The sequence below is a fragment of the Streptomyces sp. NPDC047841 genome, assembly GCF_040704085.1.
Classification (GTDB): Bacteria; Actinomycetota; Actinomycetes; order Streptomycetales; family Streptomycetaceae; genus Streptomyces; species Streptomyces argyrophylli.
Genome location: NZ_JBEYRP010000033.1, coordinates 1 through 26,479, shown reverse-complemented (window position 1 = coordinate 26,479; position 26,479 = coordinate 1). Strand labels below are relative to the sequence as shown.

Sequence of the window (26,479 nt, the reverse complement as noted above, 5' to 3'; positions counted from 1 at the left end):
CAAGCAAGTTGACCTGACTGGTTGACTGGTTGCCGGTGTTTGCCGCAGGCCCGCCAGAGGTACGTACCGGCTGTGACGGGCAGGACGGGCGGGAAGGACGACGAGGCCGGCGGCAAGGCGTTCCGCCGGGTCTCCGACGAGCTGCGGGTGCGGATCGCCGACGGCGGTTACCCGCTGGGCACCGAGCTGCCCTCGCAGAACGCGCTCGCGCAGGAGTTCGGGGTCTCCCGGTTCACCGTGCAGCGGGTGCTGACGGAGCTGGGCAACGAGGGCTGGATCGAGTCGCAGCAGGGCAAGCGCTCACGGGTCGTCAGGAACCAGCGCATCCACTCGGCCGCCCCCCGGGCCAGCCGGTCCCGGCACCCGATGACCCTGGGCCCGCTGATCGCCGAGGCGTTCGAGCGCGACGAGGTGACGCTGGACATCTACACCCTGACCTCCGAGAGCCTCGACACGCACATCCACGCGCAGGCCGAGCGCATCCGGGCCCGCATCATCGCGCCGGAGCGCATCGCGCTGCGCATGGTGCTCCCGTCCCCGTCCGTCATCGAACTGCTGCCCTACCCGCGGGGCAAGGACCCCGCGGACGACGCCCGGCTGCTGGACCGGCTGCGCGGCATCACCGAGCGGCACACCGCCTCACTGCACAAGGTCCTCGGCGAACTGCGCACCGAGAAGCTGGTGAAGTCGGTGGAGTACGAGTTCCGGCACGTCTCCCTCGCCCCGTCGTTCAAGCTGTACGTCATCAACGGCGAGGAGGTGCTGCACGGCACCTACACGCCGGTGGAGCGCCCGGTGATGCTCGAGACGGGCGAGGAGATCGACGCCGTCGACGTCCTGGGTCTCGGCGCCACGCTCACCCACCACGTCCGCGACGGCCGTCCCGACTCCCCGGGCTCCACCTTCGTGGACAAGATGACGGGCTGGTTCGAGGGAGTGTGGACGTTGCTCACCGACGAGGCCCGTGCCCATGCGATAGCATCCGCGCAGGCAGGCTGAGCGACCGCTCGGATCCCTGCGCGAGGGATGGCGACGAGCCGGCCTCGGACGACCCCGCACAGGTGAGTGTCAGACCACCGTTGGGCTACTCGGCTGGGCGCCCGGTCGTGCCGCCCGCCAAGCGGACTTACCGTTTCCCCAGCCTTCCCCTTTTCGTGTTCTCGCGCGATCGAACCTCCGGAGCGGCCAGTGGGCGCACCTCCCGTCCCCCTCGACACGACCGGGGGCCGCGCCGATGGAGCCCGGAGCCAGGCCGTCCTCCAGACGTTCCTGGAGTACGCCGCCGCCGAGGGGGCGGCCAGCGGCGGGTTCCACAACCAGAACTACGTGGTCCCGCTGTCCGAGCCGGTGGCCCGGCTGCTCGGCCGGGAGCCGGGCGTCCCCGTGACCGTGCGGGTGCGGCGCAAGGGCGCGCTGCCGGTGGTGATCCGCACCTGGCAGAACGAGTCGGCGATCCTGCGGGCCGTCAACGGCGTGCTGCCCAACGTGCCCGAGTGCCTCGCCGAGGGCGACGGCTTCGCCATCCACAGCTATGTGGACGGCGTACCGCTGTCCAGCGTGTGCGGCGACGGCAAGCCGGTCGACGGCCTGCTGATAAGAGCGCTGGCGGGACTGCTCGCCGAGACGGCCCAGGTGCGCAGCAGCGCCACGCTGCCGCCGCTGCCGCCGCTGTGGCCGCGCAACTACACCGACAGCCAGGGCTTCCTCCAGGCCCTCGCCCGCATGGCCGACCTGCAGATCCGGCAGCCCAACTGGAGCGCGTTCGGCGGCCTGTTCGCCGCCCTGGGCATCCCGGAGGACGCGCTGGTGCGGCTGGCCGAACGCGTCCCGGCCATGGCACGCCGGCCGTACAGCCTGCTCCACGCCGATCTGCACCGCGACAACGTGATCATGTCGTACGGCGGCGACCCGCCCCTGATCTGCGTCGACTGGGAGCTGGCGAGCTACGGCGACCCGCTGCACGACCTCGCCACCCACTTGGTCCGGATGCGCTACCCGGACCACCAGGAGAAGGAGGTCGTCGACGCCTGGGCGCACGCCGTGCAGGCGGTCCGGCCCGCCGCCGTCAACGGGGTGGCCAGGGACCTGCCCCACTACCTCGCCTTCGAGCGGGCCCAGTCGGTGTACCCCGATGTGATGAGGGCGGCGCAGTCCCTCCAGGACGCCTTCGACCAGAAGAGCCTGGACGAGGCGACGGCCCGCGTGCACCGCGCCCTGGAGCTCGCCGCCGAGCCGCTGCGCCTGGGCCAGGTGCCCGGGGAGCGGGAGATCGAGGGCATCCTCTACCGCTGGCGGGCCGCGGCGGGCGACGCGGTGTGGCGGGGCGGCACCGGGCGCGGCGGGCGGGTCACCCGGGCCATCGACTGGAAGCCGGACGGGCGCGTCCCGGAGCACCCCGGCTTCCCCCGCCGGGCCGTCGGGGACGCCCTGCTCCTGGAGGGCGCGGCCCCGGCCGAGCGGGTGTTCAAGGGCACGGTGCACCTCAACACGGTGGTGTGGGCTCCCGGCACCGGCTGCCCCGTCGTCGTGCGGCGCAAGGTGGCGGACGCCCGCCGGCTGGAACGCAGCTTCCTCAGCGAGCACGCCGTGCTGCGGGCGATCGAGCAGTCCGGGGCGGCGGTGGCCGCGCCCAGGGTCCTGGCGCTGGGGGAGAGCCACTCCGGCAACCGGGCGTACTCCGGGGACCGCTTCGCGATCCACACCTACGAGGGTCCGCGCGATCCCGGCCGCAAGCCCGCCCACCCGGTCCACGGGCTGCTTCCGCAGGAGGCGGACGGACTCGTGGACCAGCTCGCCGCGCTCACCGAGGTCGACCACGCCCAGCTCGATCCGGTCGCCGTCCGCCTGGACTTCTACGACTGGCTCAGCGACCAGCTCGTCCTGCTCGTCGCCGGTCTGCCCCAGGAGTCGCAGCAGCTGGCCCGCTTCCTCGGGCTGCCCGGCGCGCCCCGGTTGCGCGAGATCCTCGGCCGGCACCGGCTCACCCGCCGCACCCCGGCCCTGCTGCACGGCGACCTCAACCCCTGGAACCTGGTGCGCCGGGACGACGGCCTGGCGCTGACCCTGATCGACTGGGAGATGGCGCTGGTCGGGGACCCGCTCTACGACCTGGTCCGGCACATGCACCTGACCCCCACCCGGCCGGAGATCCGGGACCGCATGTTCCGCCGCTGGGAGAGCCGCCTGCCACGGGAGTGCACCCGGAACTGGCGTCAGGACTGGCGGGTGTACCGGTGGATCGAGACGGTGCGTTCGGCGTACGTCGACCTCGACCGGCTGGTCACCGGAGCGAGCCGGGAGGCGCCCAACGTCCGCCGGGCACTGGACTCGTACGCGATGACCCTGGCGGCGGCCACCGCGTCGCTGGGCCTGACCATCCCGCCCCGGTCCAATCCCTACCTCACCCGCGCGCTGGGCCTGCGCACCGGTCCGGACGGCCCTGCGTAGGCTCGCCCCATGGGTGAGATGGGCCTGCGCGAGCGCAAGAGGCAGCGGATGTACCAGGACGTGTCGGACACCGCCGTACGGCTGTTCCTGGAGCGGGGCTTCGACGCGGTGTCCGTGGCGGAGGTCGCCGCCGCGGCCGGCATCTCCAAGCCGACCCTCTTCCGGTACTTCCCGGCCAAGGAGGACCTGGTCCTGCACCGGATCGCGGACCACGAGACGGAGGCCGCGCGGGTGGCCGCCGGGGCGGCCGACCCGGTGGACGCGCTGCGCCGGCACTTCCTCGCGGGCCTGGAGCGGCGCGACCCGGTCACCGGGCTGAACGACCACCCCGGTGTGCTCGCCTTCCACCGCCTGCTCTACGGCACCCCGTCCCTGGTGGCGCGGGCGTACGCCCACCAGGAGCGGTCGGAGGCGGCGCTCGCGCAGGCGCTCGGGGGCGATCTGGAGGCACGGCTGGCCGCCGCGCAGATCATCGCCGTGCAGCGCGTCCTCGCCCTGGACAACTGGCGGCGGATCGCGGCGGGGGAGCCGGTGGCGGAGGTGGCGCCGGACGCGGTGGCGGCGGCGGAGCGGGCGTTCCGGCGGCTGGCCGAGGGGCTGCCGGGGCCGCGGGGCCGGGACCTGGAGTGATACTCGGTTAGAAATGTAACTCGGTAACGTTGTGGCGGTACGCTGACGCCATGACGTCACTCGACCCCGCCCTCACGGACGCCCTGCACACCGAGCGCGCCTACCACGACACCTGCCGCACGGCCCTCGCCGCGATGGTCGAGGGCGCCGCCGAACAGGTCGTCATCGGCGAGGACGTCTCCGCCTCGGGAGCCGACGCCGAAGTCCTCGGCCGCCGGCTGCGCAGCCAGGCCAAGGCCCTGCGCGAACTCCCGCCGGGCCCGCTGTTCTTCGGGCGGCTCGACTTCGCCGACGACGCCCCCGGACACGGCGGGCAGAGCTACCACGTCGGCCGGGTCCGCATCACCGAGGACCCGGCCGCACCGCCGCTCGTCGTCGACTGGCGGGCCCCCGTCTCCCGCGCCTTCTACCAGGCGAGCGCCCGCGAACCGCAGGGCGTGGCGGTCCGGCGCCGGTTCGGCTGGGCGCCCGGCAGCCGCGGCGACTCCGCCGGCCTCACCGGCCTGGAGGACGAGCACCTGGGCCGGGGCGAGTCCCGGACCAGCGACATCGTGGCCCGCGAGATCGAACGGCCCCGCGTCGGCCCCATGCGGGACATCGCCGCGACCATCCAGCCGGAGCAGGACGACCTCGTCCGCGCCGCCCTCACCGACTCCGTCTGCGTGCAGGGCGCCCCCGGCACCGGCAAGACCGCCGTCGGCCTGCACCGCGCCGCGTACCTGCTGTACACCCACCCCAAGCGGCTCCAGCGCTCCGGCCTGCTGATCCTCGGCCCCAACCGCACCTTCCTCACCTACATCGCCGAGGTGCTGCCCTCCCTCGGCGAGACCGCCCGTCGCGGAGCGACTGACGGGGGCTATCGGCAGTCCACCCTCCTGGACGAGATCGCCCGCCACCCGGTCACCGGCACCGACCCGCTGAGGACCGCCGTGGTCAAGCACGACCCGCGCATGGCCGAGGTGCTGCGCCGGGCGCTGTACGCGCGCGTCACCACCGACGGCGCCACCGACCTCGTCGTGCCCGACGGCTCCTACCGCTGGCGCGTCTCCGCCGCCGAACTCGCCGGTCTGGTCGCCCAGGTGCGCGCCGAGGAACCGCCGTACGCCGTCGGACGGGAGCGGGTGCGCACCCGGGTGGTGCGGCTGCTGCGCGACCGGGCCGAACGGCGCTCCGGGGTGCTGCCCGCCTCCTGGGTGCGCCGCGTCGAGCGCTGCCGGCCGCTGACCGAGCACCTCGACAGCGTGTGGCCGAAGGTCCGGCCCGAGGAGGTCCTCGCCGGACTCCTCACCGGCGGCGAGGCGCTGGCCCGCGCGGCGGACAACCTGCTCGACCCGGACGAGCAGGCGGCACTGCCCTGGTCCCGGCCGCCGCGCTCGTACAAGTCGGCCCGCTGGTCGGCCGCCGACCTGGTCCTGCTCGACGAACTCGCCGGGCTCGTCGAACACCCCGAGGGCTACGGCCACCTCGTCGTCGACGAGGCACAGGACCTGTCGCCGATGGAGTGCCGGGCCATCGCCCGCCGGGCCGCCTTCGGCTCCCTGACCGTCCTCGGCGACCTCGCCCAGGGCACCACCCCGTGGGCCGCCCGCGACTGGCCCGTCCAGCTGCGCCACCTCGGCCGGCCGGACGCGGCCGTGGTCCCGCTGACCACCGGGTTCCGGGTGCCGGCGGCCGTCCTCGCGCTCGCCAACCGGCTGCTCGCCCGCCTCGACGTCGCCGTGCCCGCCGCCACCTCCCTGCGCACCGACGGGGAACTGACCCTGCGGCCCGCCGAGGACCTGCTCGGCACCACCGTGGCCGCCGCGCGCGACGCCCTCGCCCGGGAGGGCTCGGTCGGCGTGGTCACGGCCGACGCGGACACCGGCCGGGTGCGGGCGGCGCTCGACCGGGCCGGCCTCGCCCCGGCCGGCCCCGGCACCCCCGGCGCCCGGCTGACCGTCGTCCCCGCGAGCGTGGTCAAGGGCCTGGAGTACGACCACGTCGTCGCCGTGGAACCGGCGGCCGTGGCCGAGGCGGAGGAACGCGGCGCCCACCGGCTGTACGTGGTGCTCACCCGGGCGGTGTCCCGGCTGGACGTCGTTCACAGCCGGCCGCTGCCGTTCTGACCGGGGGCGGCCCCTGGACGGCCGGTGCCCCCGGGGGCGAACCTGAAGGGTGATGCTGCTCTTCCTCGACGTCGACGGCCCGCTCCTCCCCTTCGGGGCGGCGGACCACGCCTACCCGCTCCACGACGGCCCGCCGGTGCCCGCCGGCCACCCGCTGCTGCCGCGCGTCGACCCCGCGCTGGGGCCGAGGCTGACGGCGCTGGGCTGCGAGCTGGTGTGGGCGACGACGTGGGCGGACGACGCCAACGACTGCCTCGCGCCGTGGCTGGGCCTGCCCCCGCTGCCGGTCGTGCGGTGGCCCGACGCGGACGAGCCGCCGGGCCCGCGGCACTGGAAGACGCGGCCGCTGGCCCGCTGGGCGGCGGGCCGGCCCTTCGTCTGGGTGGACGACGAGATCACCGGGGCCGACCGCGCCTGGCTCGCCGCCCACCACCCGGCCCCAACCCTGCCGTACCGCGTCGACCACCGGTACGGCCTGACGGAGGCCGACTTCGCCGCGCTGGAGCGGTGGCTGGAAGCACACTGACGCGGCGTGCGCGCCTCACGCGCCCACGTACTCCGCCAGGTGCTCGCCGGTGACGGTGGAACGGGCCGCGACCAGGTCCGCGGGGGTGCCCTCGAAGACGACGCGGCCGCCGTCGTGACCGGCGCCGGGACCGAGGTCGATGATCCAGTCGGCGTGCGCCATGACCGCCTGGTGGTGCTCGATGACGATCACCGACTTGCCGGCGTCCACCAGCCGGTCGAGCAGGCCCAGCAACTGCTCCACGTCGGCGAGGTGGAGACCGGTGGTCGGCTCGTCCAGGACGTACACCCCGCCCTTCTCCGCCATGTGCGTGGCCAGCTTCAGCCGCTGCCGCTCGCCGCCGGAGAGGGTGGTGAGCGGCTGGCCCAGGGTCAGGTAGCCGAGGCCCACGTCGGCCATGTTCCGCAGGATGCGGTGGGCGGCCGGGGTGCGGGCCTCGCCGTCGCCGAAGAACTCCTCGGCCTCGGTCACCGGCATCGCCAGCACCTCGCTGATGTCCCGCCCGCCCAGGCGGTACTCCAGCACCGAGGCGTCGAACCGCTTGCCCTCGCACTCCTCGCAGGTGGTCGCCACCCCGGCCATCATCGCCAGGTCGGTGTAGACGACCCCGGCGCCGTTGCAGGAGGGGCAGGCGCCCTCGGAGTTCGCGCTGAACAGCGCCGGCTTCACCCCGTTGGCCTTGGCGAACGCCTTGCGGACGGGCTCCAGCAGACCGGTGTACGTCGCCGGGTTGCTGCGCCGCGAGCCACGGATCGGCGCCTGGTCCACCGACACCACGCCCTCGCGGGCCGGGATCGAGCCGTGCACCAGCGAGCTCTTGCCGGAACCGGCGACCCCGGTGACGACCGTGAGCACGCCGAGCGGGACGTCGACGTCCACGTTCCGCAGGTTGTGGGTGGTGGCACCGCGGATTTCCAGGGCCCCGGTCGGCGTGCGCACCGTCTTCTTCAGCGCCGCCCGGTCGTCCAGGTGCCGCCCGGTGAGCGTGCCGCTCGCCCGCAGCCCGGCGACGGAGCCCTCGAAGCAGACGGTGCCGCCCGCCGTGCCGGCGCCCGGACCGAGGTCCACCACGTGGTCGGCGATCGCGATGACCTCCGGCTTGTGCTCCACCACCAGCACCGTGTTGCCCTTGTCGCGCAGCCGCAGCAGCAGGTCGTTCATCCGCCGGATGTCATGCGGGTGCAGGCCGGTGGTCGGCTCGTCGAAGACGTACGTGACGTCGGTCAGCGAGGAGCCGAGGTGGCGGATCATCTTCGTCCGCTGCGCCTCGCCGCCCGAGAGCGTGCCCGCGGGCCGGTCCAGGGAGAGGTAGCCGAGACCGATCTCCACGAACGAGTCCAGCGTCTCGCCCAGCGCGGTCAGCAGCGGCGCGACGGACGGCTCGGCCAGGCCGCGCACCCACGCCGCCAGGTCGCTGATCTGCATCGCGCAGGCGTCGGCGATGCTGATCCCCTTGATCTTCGAGGACCGGGCCGCCTCGCTGAGCCGGGTGCCGTCGCAGTCGGGGCAGGTGGTGAAGGTGACCGCCCGGTCCACGAACTCCCGGATGTGCGGCTGCATCGCCTCCCGGTCCTTGGCGAGCATCGACTTCTGGATGCGCGGCACCAGGCCCTCGTAGGTCATGTTGATGCCGGCGATCTTCATCCGGACCGGCTCGCGGTACAGGAAGTCGTCCAGCTGCCGCCGGCTGAACGTGCGGATCGGCTTGTCCGGGTCGAAGAGGCCCGACTCGGTGTAGAGGCGGTGGTTCCAGCCGCCGGGCTTGTAGCCGGGGATGGTGAGCGCGCCCTCGCTGAGCGACTTGTCCTCGTCGTAGAGCTGGGACAGGTCGATGTCCGTGACCGCGCCCCGGCCCTCGCAGCGCGGGCACATGCCGCCGGTGATGCTGAACGCGCGGCGCTCCTTCACCGTCTTCCCGCCGCGCTCCACGGTGACCGCGCCCGCCCCGCTGATCGAGGCGACGTTGAAGGAGAACGCCTTGGGCGAGCCGATGTGCGGGGTGCCGAGCCGGCTGAACAGGATGCGCAGCATCGCGTGGGCGTCGGTCGCGGTGCCGACCGTGGAGCGCGGGTCGGCGCCCATCCGCTGCTGGTCGACGATGATCGCGGTGGTCAGCCCGTCGAGCACGTCGACCTCGGGCCGCGCCAGCGTGGGCATGAAGCCCTGGACGAACGCGCTGTACGTCTCGTTGATCAGCCGCTGCGACTCGGCGGCGATGGTGTCGAACACCAGCGAGCTCTTGCCCGAGCCGGAGACCCCGGTGAACACCGTGAGCCGGCGCTTGGGGATCTCGACGGTCACGTCCTTGAGGTTGTTCTCGCGTGCCCCGTGCACACGGATCAGGTCATGACTGTCGGCGGCGTGCGGTGCGAAGGCGTCGTCCATGCCGGCCACCGTAGCGGCGCCCCGCCGGGGGGCGCTTCTCCATTCCTGACGCGTTCCTCGACCCGTGACACGACACACTCTTGCAAGCGGGTGCTTGCAATTGTTAGCGAGGGTGGGCAAGGTGGAGGCATGGCATCGCTGAACGTCGGCAACCTCGGTGAGTACCTGCGCGAACAGCGGCGGAACGCCCAGCTGTCGCTGCGGCAGCTCGCCGACGCCGCCGGGGTGTCCAATCCGTACCTGAGCCAGATCGAGCGCGGGCTGCGCAAGCCCAGCGCGGAGGTGCTCCAGCAGGTCGCCAAGGCCCTGCGCATCTCCGCCGAGACGCTGTACGTCCGCGCCGGCATCCTCGACGCCGAACGGGACCGGGACGAGGTCGAGACGCGCGCCGTCATCCTCGCCGACCCCACGCTCAACGAGCGGCAGAAGCAGGTGCTGCTCCAGATCTACGAGTCGTTCCGCAAGGAGAACGGCTTCGGGATCGGCGAACGCGCCGAGGAGGACGGCCCCGGGGACGGACCCGTGGACCAGGGGACCGGCGGCGGCAGTCCTGCGGCCGGCTCCGGCGATGCCACCGGAAGTGACATGGACGCCGGCCCGCGGCGGACGGCCGGCTGACGCCGGACCAGGGCTCCGGACGCCCGCCGCGGACCACACCCACCCAGCCGAACGCGAATCCGATCCGGGAGGACCCTCACCATGGCCATCACCGACGACCTGCGCAAGACCCTCAGCGACCCGACCCCGTTCTACTTCGCCGCCGGCACCGCCGACCTGGCGTTCCAGCAGGCCAAGAAGGTGCCGGCCCTGGTCGACCAGCTGCGCGCCGAGGCCCCGGCGCGCATCGAGGCCGTGCGCAACACCGACCCGAAGGCCGTGCAGGAGAAGGCCGCCGCCCGCGCCAAGGAGGCGCAGGAGACCCTTCAGGCCAAGGTCACCGAGTTCATCGGAACCATCGACGTCGACCTCAAGAAGCTCGGCGAGACCGCCCAGGACCTCGCCCTGCGCAGCGTCGGCGTCGCCGCCGAGTACGCCGTCAAGGCCCGCGAGACCTACGAGCGGGTCGCCGAGCACGGCGAGCAGGCCGTGAAGACCTGGCGCGGCGAGGCGGCCGAGGAGATCGAGGACCTGGCGATCGCGGTCGAGGGCAAGGCCGAGCCGGTCGACGTCAAGGACGACCAGCCGAAGCCGGCCGAGGCGAAGGCCGACCCGGTCGCGGACAGGAAGTCCGCGGCGAAGAAGGCCCCGGCCCCCCGCAAGACCACCGCCACCCCGTCCACCACGGCGAAGAAGACGATCCCGCCGGCCCAGTGACCATGGCCGACGAGACGGATCCGGGCCGGGCACCTTTGGGGTGTCCGGCCCGTTCTATGGGTACGGTGGCGGCGTAGCAGGGATCGGTCATCAACGGGCGGTGGGCAGCATGCTGATGTTGGGCTTCGCGGGTTTCCTGGGCATCTTGAAGATCATTCTGATGGCCCTGGCCGCGTTCGGGCTGTTCGACGCCGCGTTCCGGCGCGAGGACGCCTTCCGTGCCGCCGACAAGCAGAACAAGGTCTTCTGGCTGATCATCCTCGGCATCACCCTCGTGGTCAGCTACCTGTTCTCGCTCCTGTCCATCCTCCCCATCGCCGGCGCGGTGGCGAGCATCGTCTACCTCGTCGACGTCCGCCCCGCCCTCCAGCGGGTGGGCGGCGGCCGCGGATGGGGCCGCCGCCGGGGCGGAAGCAGCAGCGACGGCCCGTACGGCCCGTACAACGGCGGCCGCTGACGGCGCCCCGCCGCGGGAGCGCCGGGTGCGCAGGGCCGGCCCCCGGGCCGCCCGTACCCGGCGACGGCGCGGAACCGCCGGACGGCGGGAGCGCGCCTACCGCGTCCGGTCCAGCAGCACCACCGCGACGTCGTCGGTCAGCTCACCCCCGTTGAGGTCCCGCACCTCGCTCACCGCGGCCCGCAGCAGCTCCTCGCCCCGCAGTCCCTCGGACAGCTGCCGCCGGATCATCTCCAGCATGCCGTCCTGACCGAGCCGCTCCCCGCCCTCACCGACCCGGCCCTCGATCAGCCCGTCGGTGTAGAGCATCAGGCTCCACTCGGCACCCAGCTCCACCTGCATCCGCGGCCAGCGGGCGCCGGGCAGCAGCCCCAGGGCCGGGCCGTTGTTCTCGTAGGGGAGCAGTTGCGCCGGCCGGCCCGGGCGGGCGACCAGCGGGGCCGGATGACCGGCCAGGCACAGGCCGGCCCGCCGTCCGTCGGGGGCGATGTCCACCGTGCACAGCGTCGCGAAGATCTCCTCGTCGGCGCGCTCGTGCTCCAGCACCTGCTGCAACGTGTTCAGCAGCTCGTCCCCGCACAGCCCGGCCAGGGTCAGCGCCCGCCAGGCGATGCGCAGCTCCACACCGAGCGCGGCCTCGTCCGGGCCGTGCCCGCACACGTCGCCGATCATGGCGTGCACGGTGCCGTCGGGGGTGCGGACGGCGTCGTAGAAGTCACCGCCGAGCAGGGCCCGGGACCGGCCGGGGCGGTAGCGCGCGGCGAACCGCAGCGAGGAGCCCTCCAGCAGCGGGGTCGGCAGCAGGCCGCGCTCCAGCCGGCGGTTCTCCTGCGCGCGCATCTTGCCCTCGGCGAGCCGCCGCTCGGCCGTGTCGGACCGCTTCCGCTCCACCGCGTAGCGGATGGCGCGGCTGAGCAGCCGGCCGTCCAGCTCGTCCCGGAAGAGGTAGTCCTGGGCGCCCACGCGCACGGCCTCGGCGCCGCGCTCGGCGTCGCCGGAGGCGGTCAGCGCGAGCACGGCGTGCCGGGGCGCGAGCTGGAGGACGTGCCGGAGCACGGCCAGCTCGTCGTCGCTGTCGCTGCCGCCGGGCGCCGGGAGCGCCAGGTCCAGCAGGATGCAGTGGACGTCGTCGGTGAGCAGCCGCCCGGCCTCGGTGAGGTTGCGGGCGGTGCGGACGCGGATCGGCTTGCCGGCCGGGTCCAGCAGGTCGGGCACGACCGGGGAGCCGGCCGGATCGTCCTCGATCAGCAGCAGGGTGAGAGTGGCGCCGGTGCCGTTCACGGCCGTGGCGTCGCGGTGGGCCTCTTCCTTGAGGGGGCCGCCGGCTGCGCGGGCGGCCTGCGCCTGACCACTCTCCACGGCCGGGATCGCTCTCTGCCGCGGTACGGGTACGGGCATTGTCCTGGGTTCCTTCCCTCCCCCCGAGGGCACGGCGGCGTCGAGGGGTCTCGACCCACCGACCGGGACCATAGCGGCTGGGACCGCCCCGATGGAATGGTGTGAGCCGCGTCGCTCCGCTGCCCGCCACTGTCATATGCCGCTTTCCGTACCGCAGTTGGACACGCCGACGGCCGGTACGGGATGACGAAGCTCACGTCCTGGGGGAGTTTGGGGGAGATCGGGCGTGCGACGGGTCACATGACGCGCGTCACCGGGGAGATGACCCGCCCCGCGGCGGGTGTGCGGCCGGTCACGCGTCCGGCCGTACGACCCCGAGGATCGGCATCGATCCGGCGCCCGCGATCGTCACCGTCCGCCCGGGGCGCGGCGCGTGGATGATCGAGCCCTCGCCGATGTACATCCCGACATGGCTGGCGTCGTCGAAGTAGATGACGAGGTCACCGGGCCGCATGTCCTTCACCGCGACGTGCTTGAGCTGCTTCCACTGCTCCTGCGAGGTGCGCGGGACGGGGTGGCCGGCCGCCGCCCAGGCCTGGGAGGTCAGGCCCGAGCAGTCGAAGGAGTCCGGGCCCTCGGCGCCCCACACGTACGGCTTGCCGAGCTGCCGGGTGGCGTACTGCACGGCCTTCTCGCCCTGCGTGGAGGCCTTTCCGTGGACGTCCCCGAGGGCACCGGTGTCCAGCCAGGCGGTCTGCGCCCTGGCCGCGGCCTCCCGCTCCAGCTCGGCGAGCCGCTCCTTCTCCTTCTTCTCCAGCCGGGACTGGAGCTTCTCGGCCGCGTCGATCTGCTTCTCGATCTTCTTCTTGGCGGCGTCCTTCGCCTTGCGGTTCGCCTCCAGCTCCTTCCAGCGGGCGGAGGCGTCGTCGGCGTAGTTCTGCAACTCCTGCTGGGTGCGGGCCTTTTCCGCCATCAGCTTCCGCGCCGCCTGCTGGCCCTGGAGCGCCCGTCCGGCGCCGTCCAGGAACTGGCCCGGGTCGTCGCTGAGCAGGAACCGGGCGGTGTCGGACAGGCCGCCCGTGCGGTACTGGTCGCGGGCGGCGGCGCCCGCCTGGTCCTTGAGCTCCTCCAGTTTCCGCCGGCCGTCGACGATCTTCTTCGCCAGCGCCGCGATCTCGGCGGACTGCTTCTCCGCCTTCTCCTCCGCCGCGTTGTACGCGTCGGTGGCCACGGCCGCGTCGTGGTAGAGCTTGTCGAGCTTCGCGCGGACCTCTTCGAGATCCTTGTCGGGCGCGGGAGTCGCGGCCGGTCCGGGGGACGCCGTGGGGGCGGGGGTCCCCGACGGGGTGCGCGGGGGCTCGGGGGCGGCGAACGCCGTGCCGGGCGCCGACAGGACGGTCACCGCGCAGATCACGGTCAGGGCGGCCGTGAGCAGGCCGCGCTTGCCCGGTCCCATACGTCTCCCCCAAACTGATTTACCGTCAGTAACTTACGGACGTCTGAGGGATCGTGCCACGGCCGCGCGCAAAGCGACAGAGGCCGTCGGAAACCGGGATTCCCCCGCTCATCGCCGGATACGACGATCTCCTCGCCGGTGTGACGAACGACGCACGGGGATCGTTCCGCCCACGGCACCCCGAACGGGTGAATCCGACACGGGGTCAGGTGCGGGGTGGGGGGGCGGGGTTCGGGGTGGCGGGGTCGGGAGGGGCGGGTTCGTGGTGCTGCGGGGTTCGGGGCGTCGTAGCCGGCGCCCCGGGGGTGTGGCTGTGGGGTCGGGGTGTTGGAGTGGGCCTGGGGTGTCACTGGCGGGCCTGTCGATGTGAAGTTCGGGGCATCGGAGGGCCCCGGGGCCGGTGCGCAGGGCTCAAGCGCGGGGCGTCATGGCGGGGGCTGGTGCTTCGGAGTCACGTCCGGGGGTTGCGGCCGGGGTCGGTGCGCGGGACTCAAGTCCGGGGTGTCGGCGCCGGGGCCGGTGGCCGGGACCCGCCCCCAGGGTGTCGGCGCCGGGACTGGTGCGCAGGGCTCAAGCGCGGGGCGTCACGGCCGGGGCCGGTGCTTCGGGTCACGCCGAGGGCATCACCGCCCGCGCCGGCGTCTCGGACCCGACCCCAGGGCGTCGCGTAGGGATCAGACGCGGGGTGCCAACGCCGTCCAGGCCACCGTCACTTCGCCCTGTCGCCAGCGGGCCGGGGTGTCGGTGACGGGCCAGTCGGCCCTCAGGTCCCGCACGGTGCGCAGCCAGCGCTGGCGGGCGCCGTAGGAGGCGTAGGGCGCGGCGGCGGCCCAGGCGCGGTCGAAGTCGCGCAGGAAGGCGTGCACCGGCTCGCCCGGGACGTTGCGGTGGATCAACGCCTTCGGCAGGCGCTCGGCGAGGTCGGAGGGGCGGTCCAGGGAGCCCAGCCGGGTGGCGAAGGTGACCGTGCGCGGACCCTCCGGGCCGAGCGCCACCCACACGTGCCGCCGCCCGATCTCGTCGCACGTCCCCTCCACCAGCAGCCCGCCGCGCGAGCCGCCGGCCGCCGGGGCGAGCCGCGCGCACAGCCGCTCCCACACCGCCGCGACCTCGCCCTCGTCGTACTGGCGCAGCACGTTGGCGGCCCGGATCAGCAGCGGTCGCCCGGGGACCGGGACCTCGAAGCCGCCGTGCCGGAAGGCCAGCCCCTCCCGCTCGTACGGCCGGGCCGCCGCCACCCGCTCCGGTTCGATCTCCACGCCGACGACGCGCGTGCGGGGCGCTGCCGCGCGGAGCCGGGTCAGCAGCTCGACGGCGGTCCAGGGGGCGGCGCCGTATCCCAGGTCGATCGCCACCGGGTCGCTCGCGCGGCGCAGCTCGGCGCCGTGCGTGGCCGCGATCCAGCGGTCCATGCGGCGGAGCCGGTTGGGGTTGGTGGTCCCGCGCGTCACGGCTCCGACGGGCCGGGTGGCTGTGCGGGCTGTCATGGGTACGAGGGTAAGCGTGCCGGGGCCCGCGGGGACGCGGGGCTGTACGGGGGCGAGGCCCCTCCGCACGCCCCGCCGGGCCCGCTGCCGCCGACGTCGACCGTGTTCGAACGGTTGATCGATCATGGGTAATGATTCGGCAAAGCCGTCTGGGGGGGGAAATGGCCGGGCGCCCGCTCGCTGTTGGACCAGCTTGGAGGGCGAGGTGGGCCCTCGTCAGGCATGCCCGCAACAAGGAGGAACGCCAGGTGAGCCAGTACGTCAGCAGGCTCGGGCGACGCTCCCCGTCGGCCGGCACGCGACTGCGGCTGTACCGCAGGCCCCGCCGGGTCGCCATGCTGTCCGTGCACACCTCCCCGCTCCACCAGCCCGGCACCGGTGACGCGGGCGGCATGAACGTCTACATCGTGGAGCTGGCCCAGCGGCTGGCCGCGATCAACATCGAGGTCGAGATCTTCACCCGGGCCACGGCCGGCGGCCTGCCGCCCACCGTCGAACTCGCCCCCGGCGTCCTCGTCCGGCACGTCGACGCGGGCCCCTACGAGGGCCTGGCCAAGGAGGACCTCCCGGCCCAGCTGTGCGCCTTCACCCACGGCGTGATGCAGGCCTGGGCCGGTCACCGCCCCGGCCACTACGACCTCGTCCACTCCCACTACTGGCTCTCCGGCCACGTCGGCTGGCTCGCCGCCCAGCGCTGGGGCGTGCCCCTGGTGCACGCCATGCACACCATGGCCAAGGTCAAGAACGCCAACCTGGCCGACGGCGACACCCCCGAGCCGGCCGCCCGGGTCATCGGGGAGACCCAGATCGTGGCCGCCGCCGACCGGCTGATCGCCAACACGGCGGAGGAGGCCGGCGAGCTGGTCCAGCACTACGCCGCCGACCCCGCGAAGGTCGCCGTCGTCCACCCCGGTGTGAACCTGGACCGCTTCCGCCCTTTCTCCAAGGGTGACGTCCCGGCGGACGGCTCGCCCGCCCGCGTGGAAGACGCCCGCGCCGCCGCCCGTGCCCGTCTCGGCCTCCCACCGGACGCCCTGATCCCCCTCTTCGCGGGCCGCATACAGCCCCTGAAGGCGCCGGACATCCTGCTGCGCGCCGTGGCCGTACTGCTGGACGAGCGCCCGGAGCTGCGCTCCCGCATCCTCGTCCCGGTCGTCGGCGGCCCCAGCGGCAGCGGGCTCGCCAAGCCGGAGGGACTCCAGAAGCTCGCGGCCCGGCTGGGCATCGCGGACGTCGTACGGTTCCGCCCGCCGGTCGGCCAGGAGCAGCTGGCGGACTGGTTCCGGGCCGCGTCCGTCCTGGTCATGCCGTCGTACAGCGAGTCCTTCGGTCTGGTCGCCATCGAGGCGCAGGCGTCCGGGACGCCGGTGCTCGCGGCCTCGGTCGGCGGGCTGCCGGTGGCCGTGCGGGACGGCGAGACCGGCTTCCTCGTCGAGGGACACGATCCGGCCGACTACGCGCGCGTACTGGGCCGGTTCGCCGACGAACCCGGCCTCTCGGCGCGCATGGGCCGGGCCGCCGCCCGGCACGCCCAGTCCTTCGGCTGGGACGCGGCCGCCGCCGCCACCGCCGACGTCTACACGGCCGCGACCCAGTCCCACCGCCGTCGCGTACGCTCCCACCATGGGTGATGTCGAGAAGGCCGGACAGGTCCTGGAGAGCGTCTTCCGGGACGCGGAACTGGAGTGGGAGAGCCCCGAGCCCGGCAACTACGTGGTCACGCTCCCCGGCACGCGCAAGCTGTCCACCACGGTGTCCTTCCTCGCCGGCCGCCACTCCCTCTCGCTCAACGCCTTCGTCATCCGCCACCCCGACGAGAACGAGGCGGGCGTCCACCGCTGGCTGCTGGAGCGCAACCTCAAGCTCTACGGCGTGAGTTACGCCGTGGACCACCTCGGCGACGTCTACGTCACCGCCCGGCTGCCGCTCGCCGCCGTCACCCCGGACGGGGTGGACCGCCTCCTCGGCCAGGTCCTGGAAGCGGCCGACGGCGCCTTCAACACCCTGCTGGAGCTGGGCTTCGCCTCCTCGATCCGCAAGGAGTACGCCTGGCGGGTGGCGCGCGGCGAATCCACGCGCAACCTGGAGGCGTTCATGCACCTGATCGACCGCCCGGCGGACTGACGTCTCGCTTTTCTTCCGTACGACCCCTTTCCCGCCCGCCGGGCACAGTGGCATGCTCACCGCCAACGCATTCCTGAACATGGTTCATATTTATGAATCGACTTCGTGGATCGGCAACCGGCGTGCACGCCGGAGGACGAAGGGGCGGGTGGACATGAGCAACGCGCACCTCACCAGACGGACCCTGCTCGCCGGCGCCACCGCGGTGGCCCTGGGCGCCGCGACCGGCACCGCGCGAGCAGCCGAACCCCCCGACCTCTGGCGGGAGTTCACCCACACCCCGCTCACCCACCCGCAGATCCCGTACATCGGCCGGGCGGGCTGCCGGGCCGGAGCGGGCCGCCTCCCCCGCCCCCGGGTCGTCGCCGACGTCACCGCGTACGGCGCCGTACCCGACGGCACCACCGACTGCGCCCCCGCGATCAACCGTGCCATCGCCGCCGCCGGAAAGGCCGGCGGTGGCACGGTCACCATCCCGCCCGGCACCTACCGCATCGACGACGTCATCCGCCTCGGCGAGTCCGGCGTCGTGCTGCGCGGCGCCGGCAGCGGCCGTACGACCCTGTACGCGACGAAGAACCTCACCGAACTGATCGGCGTCTACGGCTCCCGCTACGGCGGCGACAAGTCCTCCTGGTCCTGGGCGGGCGGCCTCATCTGGCTGGCCCCGAGGGCCCGTTGGGAATCCCTGACCGCCGCCATCAGGGACCGGGCCTGGCCCTTCGAGGGCTGGACCGGCAACAGGCGCGACGAGTGGACGACCCTCACCCCCGTCGCCCCGGCGAAGCGCGGCTCGTGGACGGTCACGGTCGAGGACCCCTCCGCCCTCCGCCCCGGCCGGCTCGTCCTGCTCCGCCTCGCCGACGACGCCGCCCACACCCTCCTGCGGCACATGGCGGGCGACGGCCCCGGCCCGGCGGCGTACGTCTGGGACGACAAGACGAAACTGACCTCGTACGTCCCCTACGAATGGCCCGTCCGCGTCCACCGCGTCCACGGCCGGCGCGTCACCCTGGAACGCCCCCTGCCCCTCGACCTCCGCCCGGAGTGGGACCCGCGCCTGACCACGCACGTGCCGGAACTGACCGGATCGGGCGTCGAGGGCCTGACCCTGGAAGCGGTGCAGACCCCGCAGTCCCCCCACCTCCTCGACAAGGGTTACAACGGCGTCGTCCTCCAGTGCGCCTACGACTGCTGGGTGGACGACGTCACGGTTCGCCACGTCGACAACGGCTTCGGCCTGGTCGCCGCCTCCGCCTGCACCCTGCGCCGTACCCGGGTCGCCGGCCGGGGCTCGCACCACCCGTACTTCTGCCGCGAGGGCTCCCACGACAACCTGGTCGAGGACTTCACCATCGAGGAGCGCACGGTCCCCGCGCCCGCGAACACCCAACTGCACGGCATCAACGTCGAAGGACTCTCCTCCCACAACGTCTGGTCGCGCGGCGACATGCGGATGGGCACCTTCGACAGCCACCGCGGCCTGCCCTTCGCCAACGTCCGCACCGACATCACCGTGAACAACAACGGCCGCCACGGCGGGGACGCCAGCGCCGGCCCGCTCTTCGGCGCCCGCTTCACCCACTGGAACATCCGGGTCACCAACGGCCGCGCCGGCCTCGTGAAGATCGACGGCCTCGCCCCGTACTCGGCGACCGTCGGCATCAACGAGGTCCGCGAGTTCGACCAGACCGACGTCCCCGACTTCACCGGCGACCTGCACTCCCGCCTGGAGCTGTACGGCACCACGGACGCCGTACACCCGCGCAACCTCTACGAGGCTCAGCGCGCCCTGCTCCGGTAACGCCCCGGCGTCACCCCGACCAGCTTCTTGAAGTGCCGGGTGAGATGGGCCTGGTCGTAGAACCCGGCGACCGGGGCCACCTCGCCCGGCGGCACCCCGTCCAGCAGCAGCCGCCGGGCCCGCCCGACCCGCCGCGACATCAGGTACTGGTGCGGGGCGATGCCGTACGCGCCGCTGAACGCCCGGATGAGGTGCGCCGGATGGGCGTGCAGCAACCGGCCGGCCTCCTCCAGCGAGACCCCCTCGACGACCCGCGCGTCCAGCAACTCCCGCAGCCTGCGGGCGAGTACGGGACGGTGCTGCCGTCCCCCGGTCGCGCGCCGCCGCAGCCGGAGCCGAAGCTGCTCCGCGACGAGGGCCAGCCTGCTCTCCGCCTCCAGCTCGTCCCCGGGCCGCGCGAGGGAGGCGTGCAACTGCCCGACGCGCAGCCGCAGCACGGGGTCCCGCAGGTCGGGGGAGTCCACGGCGGGCCCGATGAACTCCTCCCCGAGCCGGCTGCCGTCCAGATAGACGACCCGCTTGCGGAAACCGCCGGGCGTGGCCGGCGAGCCGTTGTGCGGCACGTGCGGCGGCAGCAGCGACACGGTGTCGAGCGGGGTGCCGTGCTCATGCCGGTCGAGGTCGTACCGTACGGCCCCGTCGTCCACGATGAGCAGCGTCCAGGCGTCGTGGACGTGCATCGGATAGGCGTACTCGGTGAAGCGCGCGTGGAAGACCTCGGTGACGCCCGGCACCCGGGGACGCCACGCGCTGACGAGTTCCTGACCGGCGGCCATGCAAAAAACGTACAAGACGCGACCGGTACCCGGCCGCGAGTCTCAGTCCATGAACACTGAACCCATCCGTTTCGACACGAAGATCGCCGTGCTGCTGCGCGAGGACCTGGAACCCTGGCAGCGCCTGAACGTCACCGCGTTCCTGGTCAGCGGCCTGGGCCCGACACTCCCCGAGGTGGTCGGCGACCCGTACGAGGACGCGGACGGCGTGTCGTACCTGCCGATGTTCCGCCAGCCGGTGCTGGTCTTCGAGGGCACCAAGGAGACCTTGAAGGCGGCGCACGGCAGGGCGCTGACCCGGGCCCTGCCGTGCGCGGTGTTCACGGCGGACCTGTTCACCACGGGCAACGACCGCGACAACCGCGCGGCCGTCCGCGCCGTCCCGACCGCCGAGCTGGACCTGGTGGGCCTGGCGGTGTACGGACCGAGGAACGCGGTGGACAAGGTCCTGAAGGGCGCGCGCATGCACCCGTGAGGCCGTCCTCCGGTGCGTCAGGCGAACGTGCCGGGAACGTAGTCGCCGGCGGGCTGCCGGACGACGACGTTGAGGCGGTTGTAGGCGTTGATCACGGCGATGAGGACGACCAGGTTGGCGAGCTGCTCCTCGTCGTAGTGCTTGGCCGCGTTCGCCCAGACCTCGTCCGGCACCCCGCCGGCCGCGTCGGCGATCCGGGTGCCCTGCTCCACCAGCTCCAGCGCGGCCCGCTCGGCGTCGCTGAACACGCCGGCCTCACGCCAGGCCGCGACCAGGTGCAGCCGGGTCGGGGTCTCCCCGGCCGCCAGGGCCTCCTTGGTGTGCATGTCGAGGCAGGGCCCGCACCCGTTGATCTGGCTGGCGCGGATCTTCACCAGCTCCTGCGTGGCGGCGGGCAGCGAGGACTCCGTGACCGCCTTGCCGGCGGCGGCGAAGTGCTTGAACACCTTGCCGGCGACGGGACTGGCGAAGAGGTCGAGCCGAGCGTCCATGGTGTGCTCCGGGGTCGATGGCGGCTGCTTGCACCTCATTGACGGAGGGGAGGCCGGGCATGTGACGCGCCCCCGTGTGACCCGCGTCACTGCCCCTGCTGCATTGGCACCACGCTTGTCACCGGGACGTGGGACGGGCGGGCTCCCCGCCAGGACGGGCGCCGGAACCGGTGTGACGATCACAGAAGCGGACGGTTTGTCCCGCGTCCGTGACCGTGGTCCCGCGTTATCTGTCCGCCGTCTCTGTCCAGTCCCATCCGTCCAACCCCACCTGTCCCGCCGTCTCTGTCCCGCCGTATCCGACCCGTCATCGTGACCGCCAGGGAGAACCACTTGATGAACCGCATCCCGCACCGTCTGCTGGGCGCCGCCGCGGTGGTGGCCATGGGTGCCGGGGCGCTGCTCGGCACCGGTGCCGGCACCGCCGCCGCATCCGGGAAGGCACACTGCGAGCGTGCCGAACGCCCGATATGGAGCGAAGGGCCGAGCCGCAACGTCACCGCCCACGGCTGCGACATCCCGGAGCAGAAGCACCGCTGGTACGTCATCGACATCGACACCCTCGTCCAGCCCCGCCACAAGACCGACTACCTGGACGAGAACATCGCCGGGACCAGCACCCTGCACGACAAGACACTGAGGTGCTTGGGCTACACGAAGGACGAGCACGCGGTGAACTGGTTCGGCTGCGTACCGCAACTGAAGTGACCCGAACCGATGTGAAGGCAGGCCGAACACGCACCCGGCGCCGGGAACCGCGCCGGGTGCGTGCCGTCTGCCGTGTCCGGGGCTTAGTCGACCTTCTCCCCGTCGTGCGTCCCGCCCTTACAGAGGTTGTCCTTCAGATCGGCCATCCCGCCGCCCTGCTTGCACTCGGAAGGGGTGACGTAGGAGTGGGCACCCTGTGCGGGGGCGGCGATGGCGGTGGCAGCGCTCGTGAGGCCGAGTCCGGTGAGGGCCGCCGTGGCGATGCCGGCGGCGAGGATGCGTCGAACGCGCATGTGGTTCCCCTTTCACGGATTGCCTGGATTGGGGCACTACTCAGCCTGATCTTCACCCACGTGGGTGGCACGCCAGGTTGGGCCATTCGGGTGATGGAGCGAAGAGGCCGGGCTGGCCGAGGGGTGGTCTCTTGGCCGGTTGACCTGTGGAAACGCGGGCCGACGACGCCAAGGCTGCCCGCCGGTTTTCGACGTGGCGAGGTCGTCGTGGATGCGCAGGGGCGGGGGTCCGACAACCGGCCAGGGGAGGGCGAGCCGCGTGAGTACCCGTGGCACCTGGTCCTCGGTGCGGCCGAGGAGATCGTCGCGGGACGGCAGCCGCGGCGGGCCGGCGCCGTCACGTCCGGCGGATCCGCCGAGCGGTCCGGGGGTGGCCTCAGGGCAGGCCGGGGACAGGGACAAGCCCCTTGCCCGCGAGAAACCCGCGGGCAAGGGGCTTGATCGAACGGGGTTACTTCTTCTTGCCCTGGGTCTTGTCGGGGATCTTGGCGAGCTGGGCTTTGCTGGTCAGGCCCAGGGCTCGTACGCCGGTGGTCGTCACTGGTCTCCCTGGCCACTGTCGAGCGCCACTGTCGAGCGGCCTCGGGCGGCCCAGGGACGGCCCAGAGAACGGTCCGGTGGCCCGTTCGATGGCCTATGAGCTGATGGGCAGCTCCCGTGCTCGCTGACGGGCTTGGGCCCGTAGCTCCTTCAGGCGGCTGTGAAACGCGTTGTGGCGGTTCTGGTCGAGGTTCAGCGGGACGTCGAGTTGGGTGATGAGCTGTGACTCCAGGTCCCATGGTTCGCTCCGCTCGATCCAGCACACCCGCGCGTTGTCCGCCATCCACTGGCTCAGGGTGGCTTCGCCGGCCTTGCCGAAGGTCATCCGCTTGCCGCTGCCCACACGGCGCAGCTCAAGTCCGAGCAGGCATCCAAGGGTGAGCCGCAGCGTCGAGCCGGCCGCGTTGCCCCGGTAGTGATAGGACACCCGCTTGCGCAGGTTCTGCGTGCTGGCCCGGTTCGCCATGTACCGCGGGGCTATACCGACGTACAGCAGGCGCCCGGCCTTCAGGTCGGGGTGGGGCGGCTGCTCGAAGTGCCACCCGTAGACTCCCGCCGCCGCCGGGACAGGACTCGGACGAACCAAGACCTCCTGCGCCGACCACAACCGATCGGGACTGACGAGAGCGGTAGCTTCCACGGCATCTCCAGGCGCGCGACGACTGATCGTCGCAGGCTACTGGTCGCCGCTGACAGAACGTCCTCGCCTACGTGACTGCGCGACATCAGCTTGGGAGGCTGCGACTATTTGCGGCCGGTCTGTGCGCTGACCTGGGCGAACGGCCTGGCGTGATCACCGAGCGAAGCCGGGCGGGTCGTACGCCGAGTCCCGTGAGAACGGCATCTACGCCTCGGTGCTCCTGGATGTCGGAGAGAACATCAAGGCCCTCGCCGAGTACCTCGGCCACTCGGATCCGGGCCTGACCCTCCGCGTGTACGCACACCTCATGCCGTCCAGCCAGGAGCGCACCCGAAAAGCCGTGGCTGCCGTCTTCGAGGGCGCATAAGCTCCCGTTCGCTGAGGCAGGAGGGCGAGATGTCCGACGAGGAATCCACCGAGTACTACACGGTGCTCTGCGACGATCCGTCTCACGAGGTGGTGCTCATCGACTGCGGGCCCCGCGCGATGGATGTGATCCTGGCGGTGCGCAAGGTGACTGGGCAGAGCTTGTGGCACAGCCGGGACCTGGCGCGCCAGGCGCCCGTCACCCTCCGTGGCGGGCTGTCGGCGTACAGGGCCCAATCCGCTGTCGCTGTGCTCCAAAGCGCCGGCGCCAGAGCGGAGTGGAGACAGGAGCCGGAGCCCGGAGGGCGCACGGCCCCATCGCCCTGACGGGCCAGAGACAGCGACGAGCCACCTCCCAGCGGAGAACCCGCAGGCAGGGGGCCTATCTGGGGGTGATCACTTGCTCTTGCCCTGGGTGTTGCCGGAGATCTTGAGACGCTGGACCTTTGCAGGTCGGGACACCGATCCGCCGTGGCCCAGAGGTCGCCCAGCCATGGCCCACGTGATCGGCTTCAGCCGACTGAAGCGGCTCGCCACTGAGCGGTGATACACCCCTCTTCCATGTCCCACCAGTCCTCGGCCACGCCGTGGTTGAGGAGCCTCTGCACCTTGGCGAGATCAGCGGTGGGCGGAACGTCCAGGGCCACCATGCCGAACCGTTCTATGCCCTCGCCGTCGACGCCAAGTTGCTGAAACGCGTTGATCACGCTCTGCCGGGCCGGGCCCGAGCCGCCGTCACGGAGCACGATGAGGCGGATGGTGCAGTTCTCCGAACGCCGAACCACTTCGCCGGCCCATCGCACCCCGTCCTCGTCGGGTTGCGTGGCCACGACGTCCCCGCAGGCAATGCCTCGGACGAACCAGGGGATGTTGTCGAGCCGTGCGGTGCCGTCTCCCTCGTCGACGGCCCACAGGCTCTCCACCGATGCCGGAGGCCAGTCGTCCTCTATCTCGAGCCGGAAGTGCACCTTCACGTACGGGCCGTCGGGATTCTTCATGCTGCCAGGATGCACGCGTCGAACGAGGCTGCCCGGAGGGGCCTCTTTCAACGGCGACTTCTTCGATCGGAGGGAGCCTTGACCTTGGGCTGGCCTACCGCTCACCTGCGCTGATGGTCCGCAACCGTCCGCACTCGTCCACCGAGGTTCGGCGGCGTTGTCACGCAGTTGGACACTCACCCCGCGAGTCCTACCTACTTCTTGCGGCGCTTGCTCGCCTTCTTCTTCAGCTCGGCTTGGCCGCGCTTCGTCCAGTCACCTTGGTGGCGGTAGCAACGCGACGTGCCTTTCATCGTCTTGTTGCGGCAGCTGCCACGGTCCGTCGGCCAACCGCACTTCTCCTGCTTCCACTCAACCGAGGAACAGAGCCTCACTCGTTGATCTCGGACCGTTCTCGAACTTGATCGTCCAACTTGCCTTCTTCGAGATCGCTCAGTGCGGCTGCATATCCGGCCGTGACTGCCTCGTGTACGACGTCGTGAAGGTCTACGGGGATCGCGTCGAAAATGTCCGAGCAGACGTTCGCGGCTGCGTCGTACGCGGGTCGGTAGTGCGCGTCACGGATATCGCCGCCCAAGTGGCGTCATCGCTCACATCGACGTCACTACCCTCGCGCCATGGCCCGCTACCAGCTCCAGGCAGCACTCGGGCAGCGGCGGCTTCACATCGGGTGTCACCGCGGGAGCCCTGGGAAGTCAGGAACCCCTCGTTCGCCTAGGGATGTGCGAGGTCGTGCGACAGGCCGCAGGCGTCGTCACGCAGATGCAGTCTGCGGAGGTCCTGGACCAGAGCAACGGGAAAGGGATGGAGCATCCACTTGGCCTGATAGCCGGCCTCGCCGTGCTCTGCGAACACATTCTGAGCGGCGTTCAACACGGCGTGGGAGAACAGGCGACGCGAGTGTGTCGACTGCCAGATCGCCGTGCCGTCGGTGTCCGGTAGGTCGGGGCTGACCGAGACATCGGGGAACTCGTAGATGGTCACGTCGATCAGTTCACCCGTTGCACGGAGCACCCAGCGGATTTCCTGCGGCTCGGCGTCGAAGAAGAATCGGGTCGTGCGCTGCTGCCCGTACAGCCCTCCTGCAGCTGCCACGAGATCCGCCAACGCATCGGTGCAGTAGCTGACTGCGAGCGAAGACTGATGGGAGTCATTGGCCATGTGGCACCTCGCCCACCCATGGTCCTGGAGTTCCCACTTCAGCTGGAGGGCGCCCGTTGGCGCCTGAGCGAACGGCACGGGGAGCAGGCTATCGGGCAGCGATCGGACCCCAGCTTGGGAAGCTCGGGTTCTGTGGCCGCGGTTGCTGCGCTGACCTGCGGTGGAGCCGTGTTGGGGCCCTGGTCGCACCGGGGGAGCTTCCCGCTGTTCCCCGTGGTTCCCCGCGCGATCTGGCACCCGTATGGCACGGTCCCTTCGCCTCGAAGGTCCCTTGGCAGAGCTGGGAGCCCCGGAGTGTCTGAGCCTCAGCCGACGACAGTCAGCCACGAGGGCGGGTGCGCTGACCGACTACGCACACGTGTGCCTCGCCGCGCCCCCGCCGGCCTCAGCGACGCTGCCATGTCGTCGACCAGAGCAAGCCCCGTCAGTAGCAGCGTGGCGGCGGGGGCCTTGGCTGAGGACCTCTTCGTCCCGAAGCAACTTAGGCAGCGGGCTGAACGGCGGGCAGTGTGCCGCTGACCTGTGTCGACAGTCCGCATGCGTCCGCCGTCGTTCGTCACTGTCCGCCGTGGTTGTCACGCAGTTAGAGGTTCTGGTCCACGTCTTGTGGTGTGGTGTCGGGTTGTCACGAGGTGGGGATGTGATGGTTCACCGCCGTGGTGACAGGCCATGGTGCCCGAAGCTTCGCAGTGGTCTCCCGAGGGGGATGGGGGGCAGGGCTGGACGTGCCGGGCCCGCGTTTTGGGGGGAGTGCGTGGTCGTTGTGGTCGCTGCGGCCCGGGCAGGGTGCCGGGGCCGCGGCGAGGGCTTGCGGCGAGGGGTGTTACTGCTTGGCGGTGGGTTCCGTCTGCTGGTTGTAGATCTCCTGGCCCGCTGCGTTGTAGGCGTGGACGTAGGGGGCCGGGGAGGGGGAGTTCCCTTCGAGGCCGGAGATGGCCGCCGTGTAGACGAACGCGCC

General features: G+C 72.1%; 24 protein-coding genes and 1 pseudogene. 15 read left to right on the top strand and 10 right to left on the bottom strand.

All coding sequences use genetic code 11. The features are described 5' to 3' along the window. The first annotated feature begins 72 nt into the window (after positions 1 to 72). The 5 genes from AB0947_RS36565 (at position 73) to AB0947_RS36545 (ending at position 6,708) form a co-directional block, all read left to right on the top strand. Positions 73 to 999: a winged helix-turn-helix domain-containing protein gene (locus AB0947_RS36565; RefSeq protein ID WP_366754694.1), complete on the top strand. Its 927-nt coding sequence runs from the start codon at positions 73 to 75 to the stop codon at positions 997 to 999. 189 nt (positions 1,000 to 1,188) lie between these two features. Further along, a complete protein-coding gene (locus AB0947_RS36560; protein WP_366754693.1) occupies positions 1,189 to 3,447 on the top strand; it encodes an aminoglycoside phosphotransferase family protein in 2,259 nt (752 codons plus the stop codon). 9 nt (positions 3,448 to 3,456) lie between these two features. Then, positions 3,457 to 4,077, top strand: coding sequence for a TetR family transcriptional regulator (locus AB0947_RS36555; RefSeq protein ID WP_366754692.1), 621 nt, complete (start codon positions 3,457 to 3,459; stop codon positions 4,075 to 4,077). 50 nt (positions 4,078 to 4,127) lie between these two features. Beyond that, the gene (locus AB0947_RS36550; protein ID WP_366754691.1) at positions 4,128 to 6,182 is read left to right on the top strand and encodes an AAA family ATPase; all 2,055 of its coding nucleotides are present in this window, start codon (positions 4,128 to 4,130) and stop codon (positions 6,180 to 6,182) included. Between the two features lie 52 nt (positions 6,183 to 6,234). Next, positions 6,235 to 6,708: an HAD domain-containing protein gene (locus tag AB0947_RS36545; RefSeq protein WP_366754690.1), complete on the top strand. Its 474-nt coding sequence runs from the start codon at positions 6,235 to 6,237 to the stop codon at positions 6,706 to 6,708. A 15-nt stretch (positions 6,709 to 6,723) separates the two neighbouring features. On the opposite strand, the gene AB0947_RS36540 is transcribed toward AB0947_RS36545, so the two are convergent. Next, complete coding sequence (locus AB0947_RS36540) at positions 6,724 to 9,093, bottom strand: excinuclease ABC subunit UvrA (protein WP_366754689.1); 2,370 nt, start codon at positions 9,091 to 9,093, stop codon at positions 6,724 to 6,726. A gap of 129 nt (positions 9,094 to 9,222) precedes the next feature. On the opposite strand from AB0947_RS36540, the gene AB0947_RS36535 reads away from it, so the two are divergent. The 3 genes from AB0947_RS36535 (at position 9,223) to AB0947_RS36525 (ending at position 10,864) form a co-directional block, all read left to right on the top strand. Beyond that, the gene (locus tag AB0947_RS36535) at positions 9,223 to 9,711 is read left to right on the top strand and encodes a helix-turn-helix transcriptional regulator (RefSeq protein ID WP_366754688.1); all 489 of its coding nucleotides are present in this window, start codon (positions 9,223 to 9,225) and stop codon (positions 9,709 to 9,711) included. An 81-nt stretch (positions 9,712 to 9,792) separates the two neighbouring features. Then, positions 9,793 to 10,407, top strand: coding sequence for a hypothetical protein (locus tag AB0947_RS36530; RefSeq protein ID WP_366754687.1), 615 nt, complete (start codon positions 9,793 to 9,795; stop codon positions 10,405 to 10,407). A 109-nt stretch (positions 10,408 to 10,516) separates the two neighbouring features. Continuing rightward, positions 10,517 to 10,864, top strand: a complete 348-nt coding sequence (locus AB0947_RS36525) for a DUF2516 family protein (protein ID WP_366754686.1) — start codon at positions 10,517 to 10,519, stop codon at positions 10,862 to 10,864. Between the two features lie 96 nt (positions 10,865 to 10,960). On the opposite strand, the gene AB0947_RS36520 is transcribed toward AB0947_RS36525, so the two are convergent. The 3 genes from AB0947_RS36520 to AB0947_RS36510 form a co-directional block, all read right to left on the bottom strand. After that, entirely contained in the window at positions 10,961 to 12,262 is a 1,302-nt protein-coding gene (locus tag AB0947_RS36520; RefSeq protein ID WP_366754685.1) for a fused response regulator/phosphatase, read from the bottom strand. A gap of 292 nt (positions 12,263 to 12,554) precedes the next feature. Continuing rightward, entirely contained in the window at positions 12,555 to 13,658 is a 1,104-nt protein-coding gene (locus AB0947_RS36515) for an NlpC/P60 family protein (protein ID WP_366754684.1), read from the bottom strand. A gap of 674 nt (positions 13,659 to 14,332) precedes the next feature. Continuing rightward, a complete protein-coding gene (locus tag AB0947_RS36510; RefSeq protein ID WP_366754683.1) occupies positions 14,333 to 15,145 on the bottom strand; it encodes a class I SAM-dependent methyltransferase in 813 nt (270 codons plus the stop codon). 248 nt (positions 15,146 to 15,393) lie between these two features. Between AB0947_RS36510 and mshA the strand changes: the two genes are divergently transcribed. The 3 genes from mshA to AB0947_RS36495 all read left to right on the top strand — a co-directional run bounded on the left by mshA (position 15,394) and on the right by AB0947_RS36495 (position 19,073). Continuing rightward, positions 15,394 to 16,776 (top strand): D-inositol-3-phosphate glycosyltransferase, encoded by a 1,383-nt coding sequence (mshA, locus tag AB0947_RS36505; RefSeq protein ID WP_366754682.1) that lies wholly within the window; start codon positions 15,394 to 15,396, stop codon positions 16,774 to 16,776. Beyond that, positions 16,769 to 17,269, top strand: a complete 501-nt coding sequence (locus AB0947_RS36500) for a YbjN domain-containing protein (protein WP_366754681.1) — start codon at positions 16,769 to 16,771, stop codon at positions 17,267 to 17,269. The genes mshA and AB0947_RS36500 overlap by 8 nt, the downstream gene beginning before the upstream one ends. Before the next feature lie 154 nt (positions 17,270 to 17,423). Further along, positions 17,424 to 19,073, top strand: coding sequence for a glycosyl hydrolase family 28-related protein (locus AB0947_RS36495; RefSeq protein ID WP_366754680.1), 1,650 nt, complete (start codon positions 17,424 to 17,426; stop codon positions 19,071 to 19,073). Here the strand turns inward: AB0947_RS36495 and AB0947_RS36490 are convergent. After that, entirely contained in the window at positions 19,052 to 19,849 is a 798-nt protein-coding gene (locus tag AB0947_RS36490; protein ID WP_366754679.1) for an AraC family transcriptional regulator, read from the bottom strand. The genes AB0947_RS36495 and AB0947_RS36490 overlap by 22 nt on opposite strands. Between AB0947_RS36490 and AB0947_RS36485 the strand changes: the two genes are divergently transcribed. After that, positions 19,848 to 20,324, top strand: coding sequence for a DUF2000 domain-containing protein (locus AB0947_RS36485; RefSeq protein ID WP_366754678.1), 477 nt, complete (start codon positions 19,848 to 19,850; stop codon positions 20,322 to 20,324). The two genes, AB0947_RS36490 and AB0947_RS36485, sit on opposite strands and share 2 nt — an antisense overlap. A 17-nt stretch (positions 20,325 to 20,341) precedes the next feature. On the opposite strand, the gene AB0947_RS36480 is transcribed toward AB0947_RS36485, so the two are convergent. Then, positions 20,342 to 20,815, bottom strand: a complete 474-nt coding sequence (locus tag AB0947_RS36480; protein ID WP_366754677.1) for a carboxymuconolactone decarboxylase family protein — start codon at positions 20,813 to 20,815, stop codon at positions 20,342 to 20,344. A gap of 336 nt (positions 20,816 to 21,151) precedes the next feature. Here AB0947_RS36480 and AB0947_RS36475 point away from each other — a divergent pair, with 336 nt between their 5' ends. Next, positions 21,152 to 21,523, top strand: coding sequence for a hypothetical protein (locus tag AB0947_RS36475; protein ID WP_366754676.1), 372 nt, complete (start codon positions 21,152 to 21,154; stop codon positions 21,521 to 21,523). A gap of 83 nt (positions 21,524 to 21,606) precedes the next feature. On the opposite strand, the gene AB0947_RS36470 is transcribed toward AB0947_RS36475, so the two are convergent. Then, a complete protein-coding gene (locus tag AB0947_RS36470; protein ID WP_366754675.1) occupies positions 21,607 to 21,816 on the bottom strand; it encodes a hypothetical protein in 210 nt (69 codons plus the stop codon). Between the two features lie 634 nt (positions 21,817 to 22,450). Next, positions 22,451 to 22,942: a GIY-YIG nuclease family protein gene (locus AB0947_RS36465; RefSeq protein WP_366754674.1), complete on the bottom strand. Its 492-nt coding sequence runs from the start codon at positions 22,940 to 22,942 to the stop codon at positions 22,451 to 22,453. A gap of 232 nt (positions 22,943 to 23,174) precedes the next feature. Here AB0947_RS36465 and AB0947_RS36460 point away from each other — a divergent pair. Both AB0947_RS36460 and AB0947_RS36455 read left to right on the top strand, forming a co-directional pair. Continuing rightward, positions 23,175 to 23,363 (top strand): annotated as a pseudogene (locus AB0947_RS36460) (site-specific integrase); the annotation flags it as partial. 29 nt (positions 23,364 to 23,392) lie between these two features. Further along, positions 23,393 to 23,689, top strand: a complete 297-nt coding sequence (locus AB0947_RS36455; protein WP_366754673.1) for a ribosomal protein L7/L12 — start codon at positions 23,393 to 23,395, stop codon at positions 23,687 to 23,689. Between the two features lie 185 nt (positions 23,690 to 23,874). Here the strand turns inward: AB0947_RS36455 and AB0947_RS36450 are convergent, their stop codons facing one another. Both AB0947_RS36450 and AB0947_RS36445 read right to left on the bottom strand, forming a co-directional pair. Continuing rightward, positions 23,875 to 24,360 (bottom strand): DUF4265 domain-containing protein, encoded by a 486-nt coding sequence (locus AB0947_RS36450; protein WP_366754672.1) that lies wholly within the window; start codon positions 24,358 to 24,360, stop codon positions 23,875 to 23,877. 714 nt (positions 24,361 to 25,074) lie between these two features. After that, positions 25,075 to 25,521 carry a hypothetical protein gene (locus AB0947_RS36445; RefSeq protein WP_366754671.1) on the bottom strand — a complete coding sequence of 149 codons (447 nt, stop codon included), beginning with the start codon at positions 25,519 to 25,521 and terminating at the stop codon, positions 25,075 to 25,077. Positions 25,522 to 26,479 lie beyond the last annotated feature (958 nt).

Coding starts and splice junctions, on each gene's coding strand:
- AB0947_RS36555 (WP_366754692.1), top strand. CDS start 3,457: ATGGGTGAGATGGGCCTGCGCGAGCGCAAGAGGCAGCGGATGTACCAG.
- AB0947_RS36550 (WP_366754691.1), top strand. CDS start 4,128: ATGACGTCACTCGACCCCGCCCTCACGGACGCCCTGCACACCGAGCGC.
- AB0947_RS36545 (WP_366754690.1), top strand. CDS start 6,235: ATGCTGCTCTTCCTCGACGTCGACGGCCCGCTCCTCCCCTTCGGGGCG.
- AB0947_RS36540 (WP_366754689.1), bottom strand. CDS start 9,093: ATGGACGACGCCTTCGCACCGCACGCCGCCGACAGTCATGACCTGATC.
- AB0947_RS36535 (WP_366754688.1), top strand. CDS start 9,223: ATGGCATCGCTGAACGTCGGCAACCTCGGTGAGTACCTGCGCGAACAG.
- AB0947_RS36530 (WP_366754687.1), top strand. CDS start 9,793: ATGGCCATCACCGACGACCTGCGCAAGACCCTCAGCGACCCGACCCCG.
- AB0947_RS36525 (WP_366754686.1), top strand. CDS start 10,517: ATGCTGATGTTGGGCTTCGCGGGTTTCCTGGGCATCTTGAAGATCATT.
- AB0947_RS36520 (WP_366754685.1), bottom strand. CDS start 12,262: ATGCCCGTACCCGTACCGCGGCAGAGAGCGATCCCGGCCGTGGAGAGT.
- AB0947_RS36515 (WP_366754684.1), bottom strand. CDS start 13,658: ATGGGACCGGGCAAGCGCGGCCTGCTCACGGCCGCCCTGACCGTGATC.
- AB0947_RS36510 (WP_366754683.1), bottom strand. CDS start 15,145: ATGACAGCCCGCACAGCCACCCGGCCCGTCGGAGCCGTGACGCGCGGG.
- AB0947_RS36500 (WP_366754681.1), top strand. CDS start 16,769: ATGGGTGATGTCGAGAAGGCCGGACAGGTCCTGGAGAGCGTCTTCCGG.
- AB0947_RS36495 (WP_366754680.1), top strand. CDS start 17,424: ATGAGCAACGCGCACCTCACCAGACGGACCCTGCTCGCCGGCGCCACC.
- AB0947_RS36485 (WP_366754678.1), top strand. CDS start 19,848: ATGCAAAAAACGTACAAGACGCGACCGGTACCCGGCCGCGAGTCTCAG.
- AB0947_RS36490 (WP_366754679.1), bottom strand. CDS start 19,849: ATGGCCGCCGGTCAGGAACTCGTCAGCGCGTGGCGTCCCCGGGTGCCG.
- AB0947_RS36480 (WP_366754677.1), bottom strand. CDS start 20,815: ATGGACGCTCGGCTCGACCTCTTCGCCAGTCCCGTCGCCGGCAAGGTG.
- AB0947_RS36475 (WP_366754676.1), top strand. CDS start 21,152: ATGAACCGCATCCCGCACCGTCTGCTGGGCGCCGCCGCGGTGGTGGCC.
- AB0947_RS36470 (WP_366754675.1), bottom strand. CDS start 21,816: ATGCGCGTTCGACGCATCCTCGCCGCCGGCATCGCCACGGCGGCCCTC.
- AB0947_RS36455 (WP_366754673.1), top strand. CDS start 23,393: ATGTCCGACGAGGAATCCACCGAGTACTACACGGTGCTCTGCGACGAT.
- AB0947_RS36450 (WP_366754672.1), bottom strand. CDS start 24,360: ATGAAGAATCCCGACGGCCCGTACGTGAAGGTGCACTTCCGGCTCGAG.
- AB0947_RS36445 (WP_366754671.1), bottom strand. CDS start 25,521: ATGGCCAATGACTCCCATCAGTCTTCGCTCGCAGTCAGCTACTGCACC.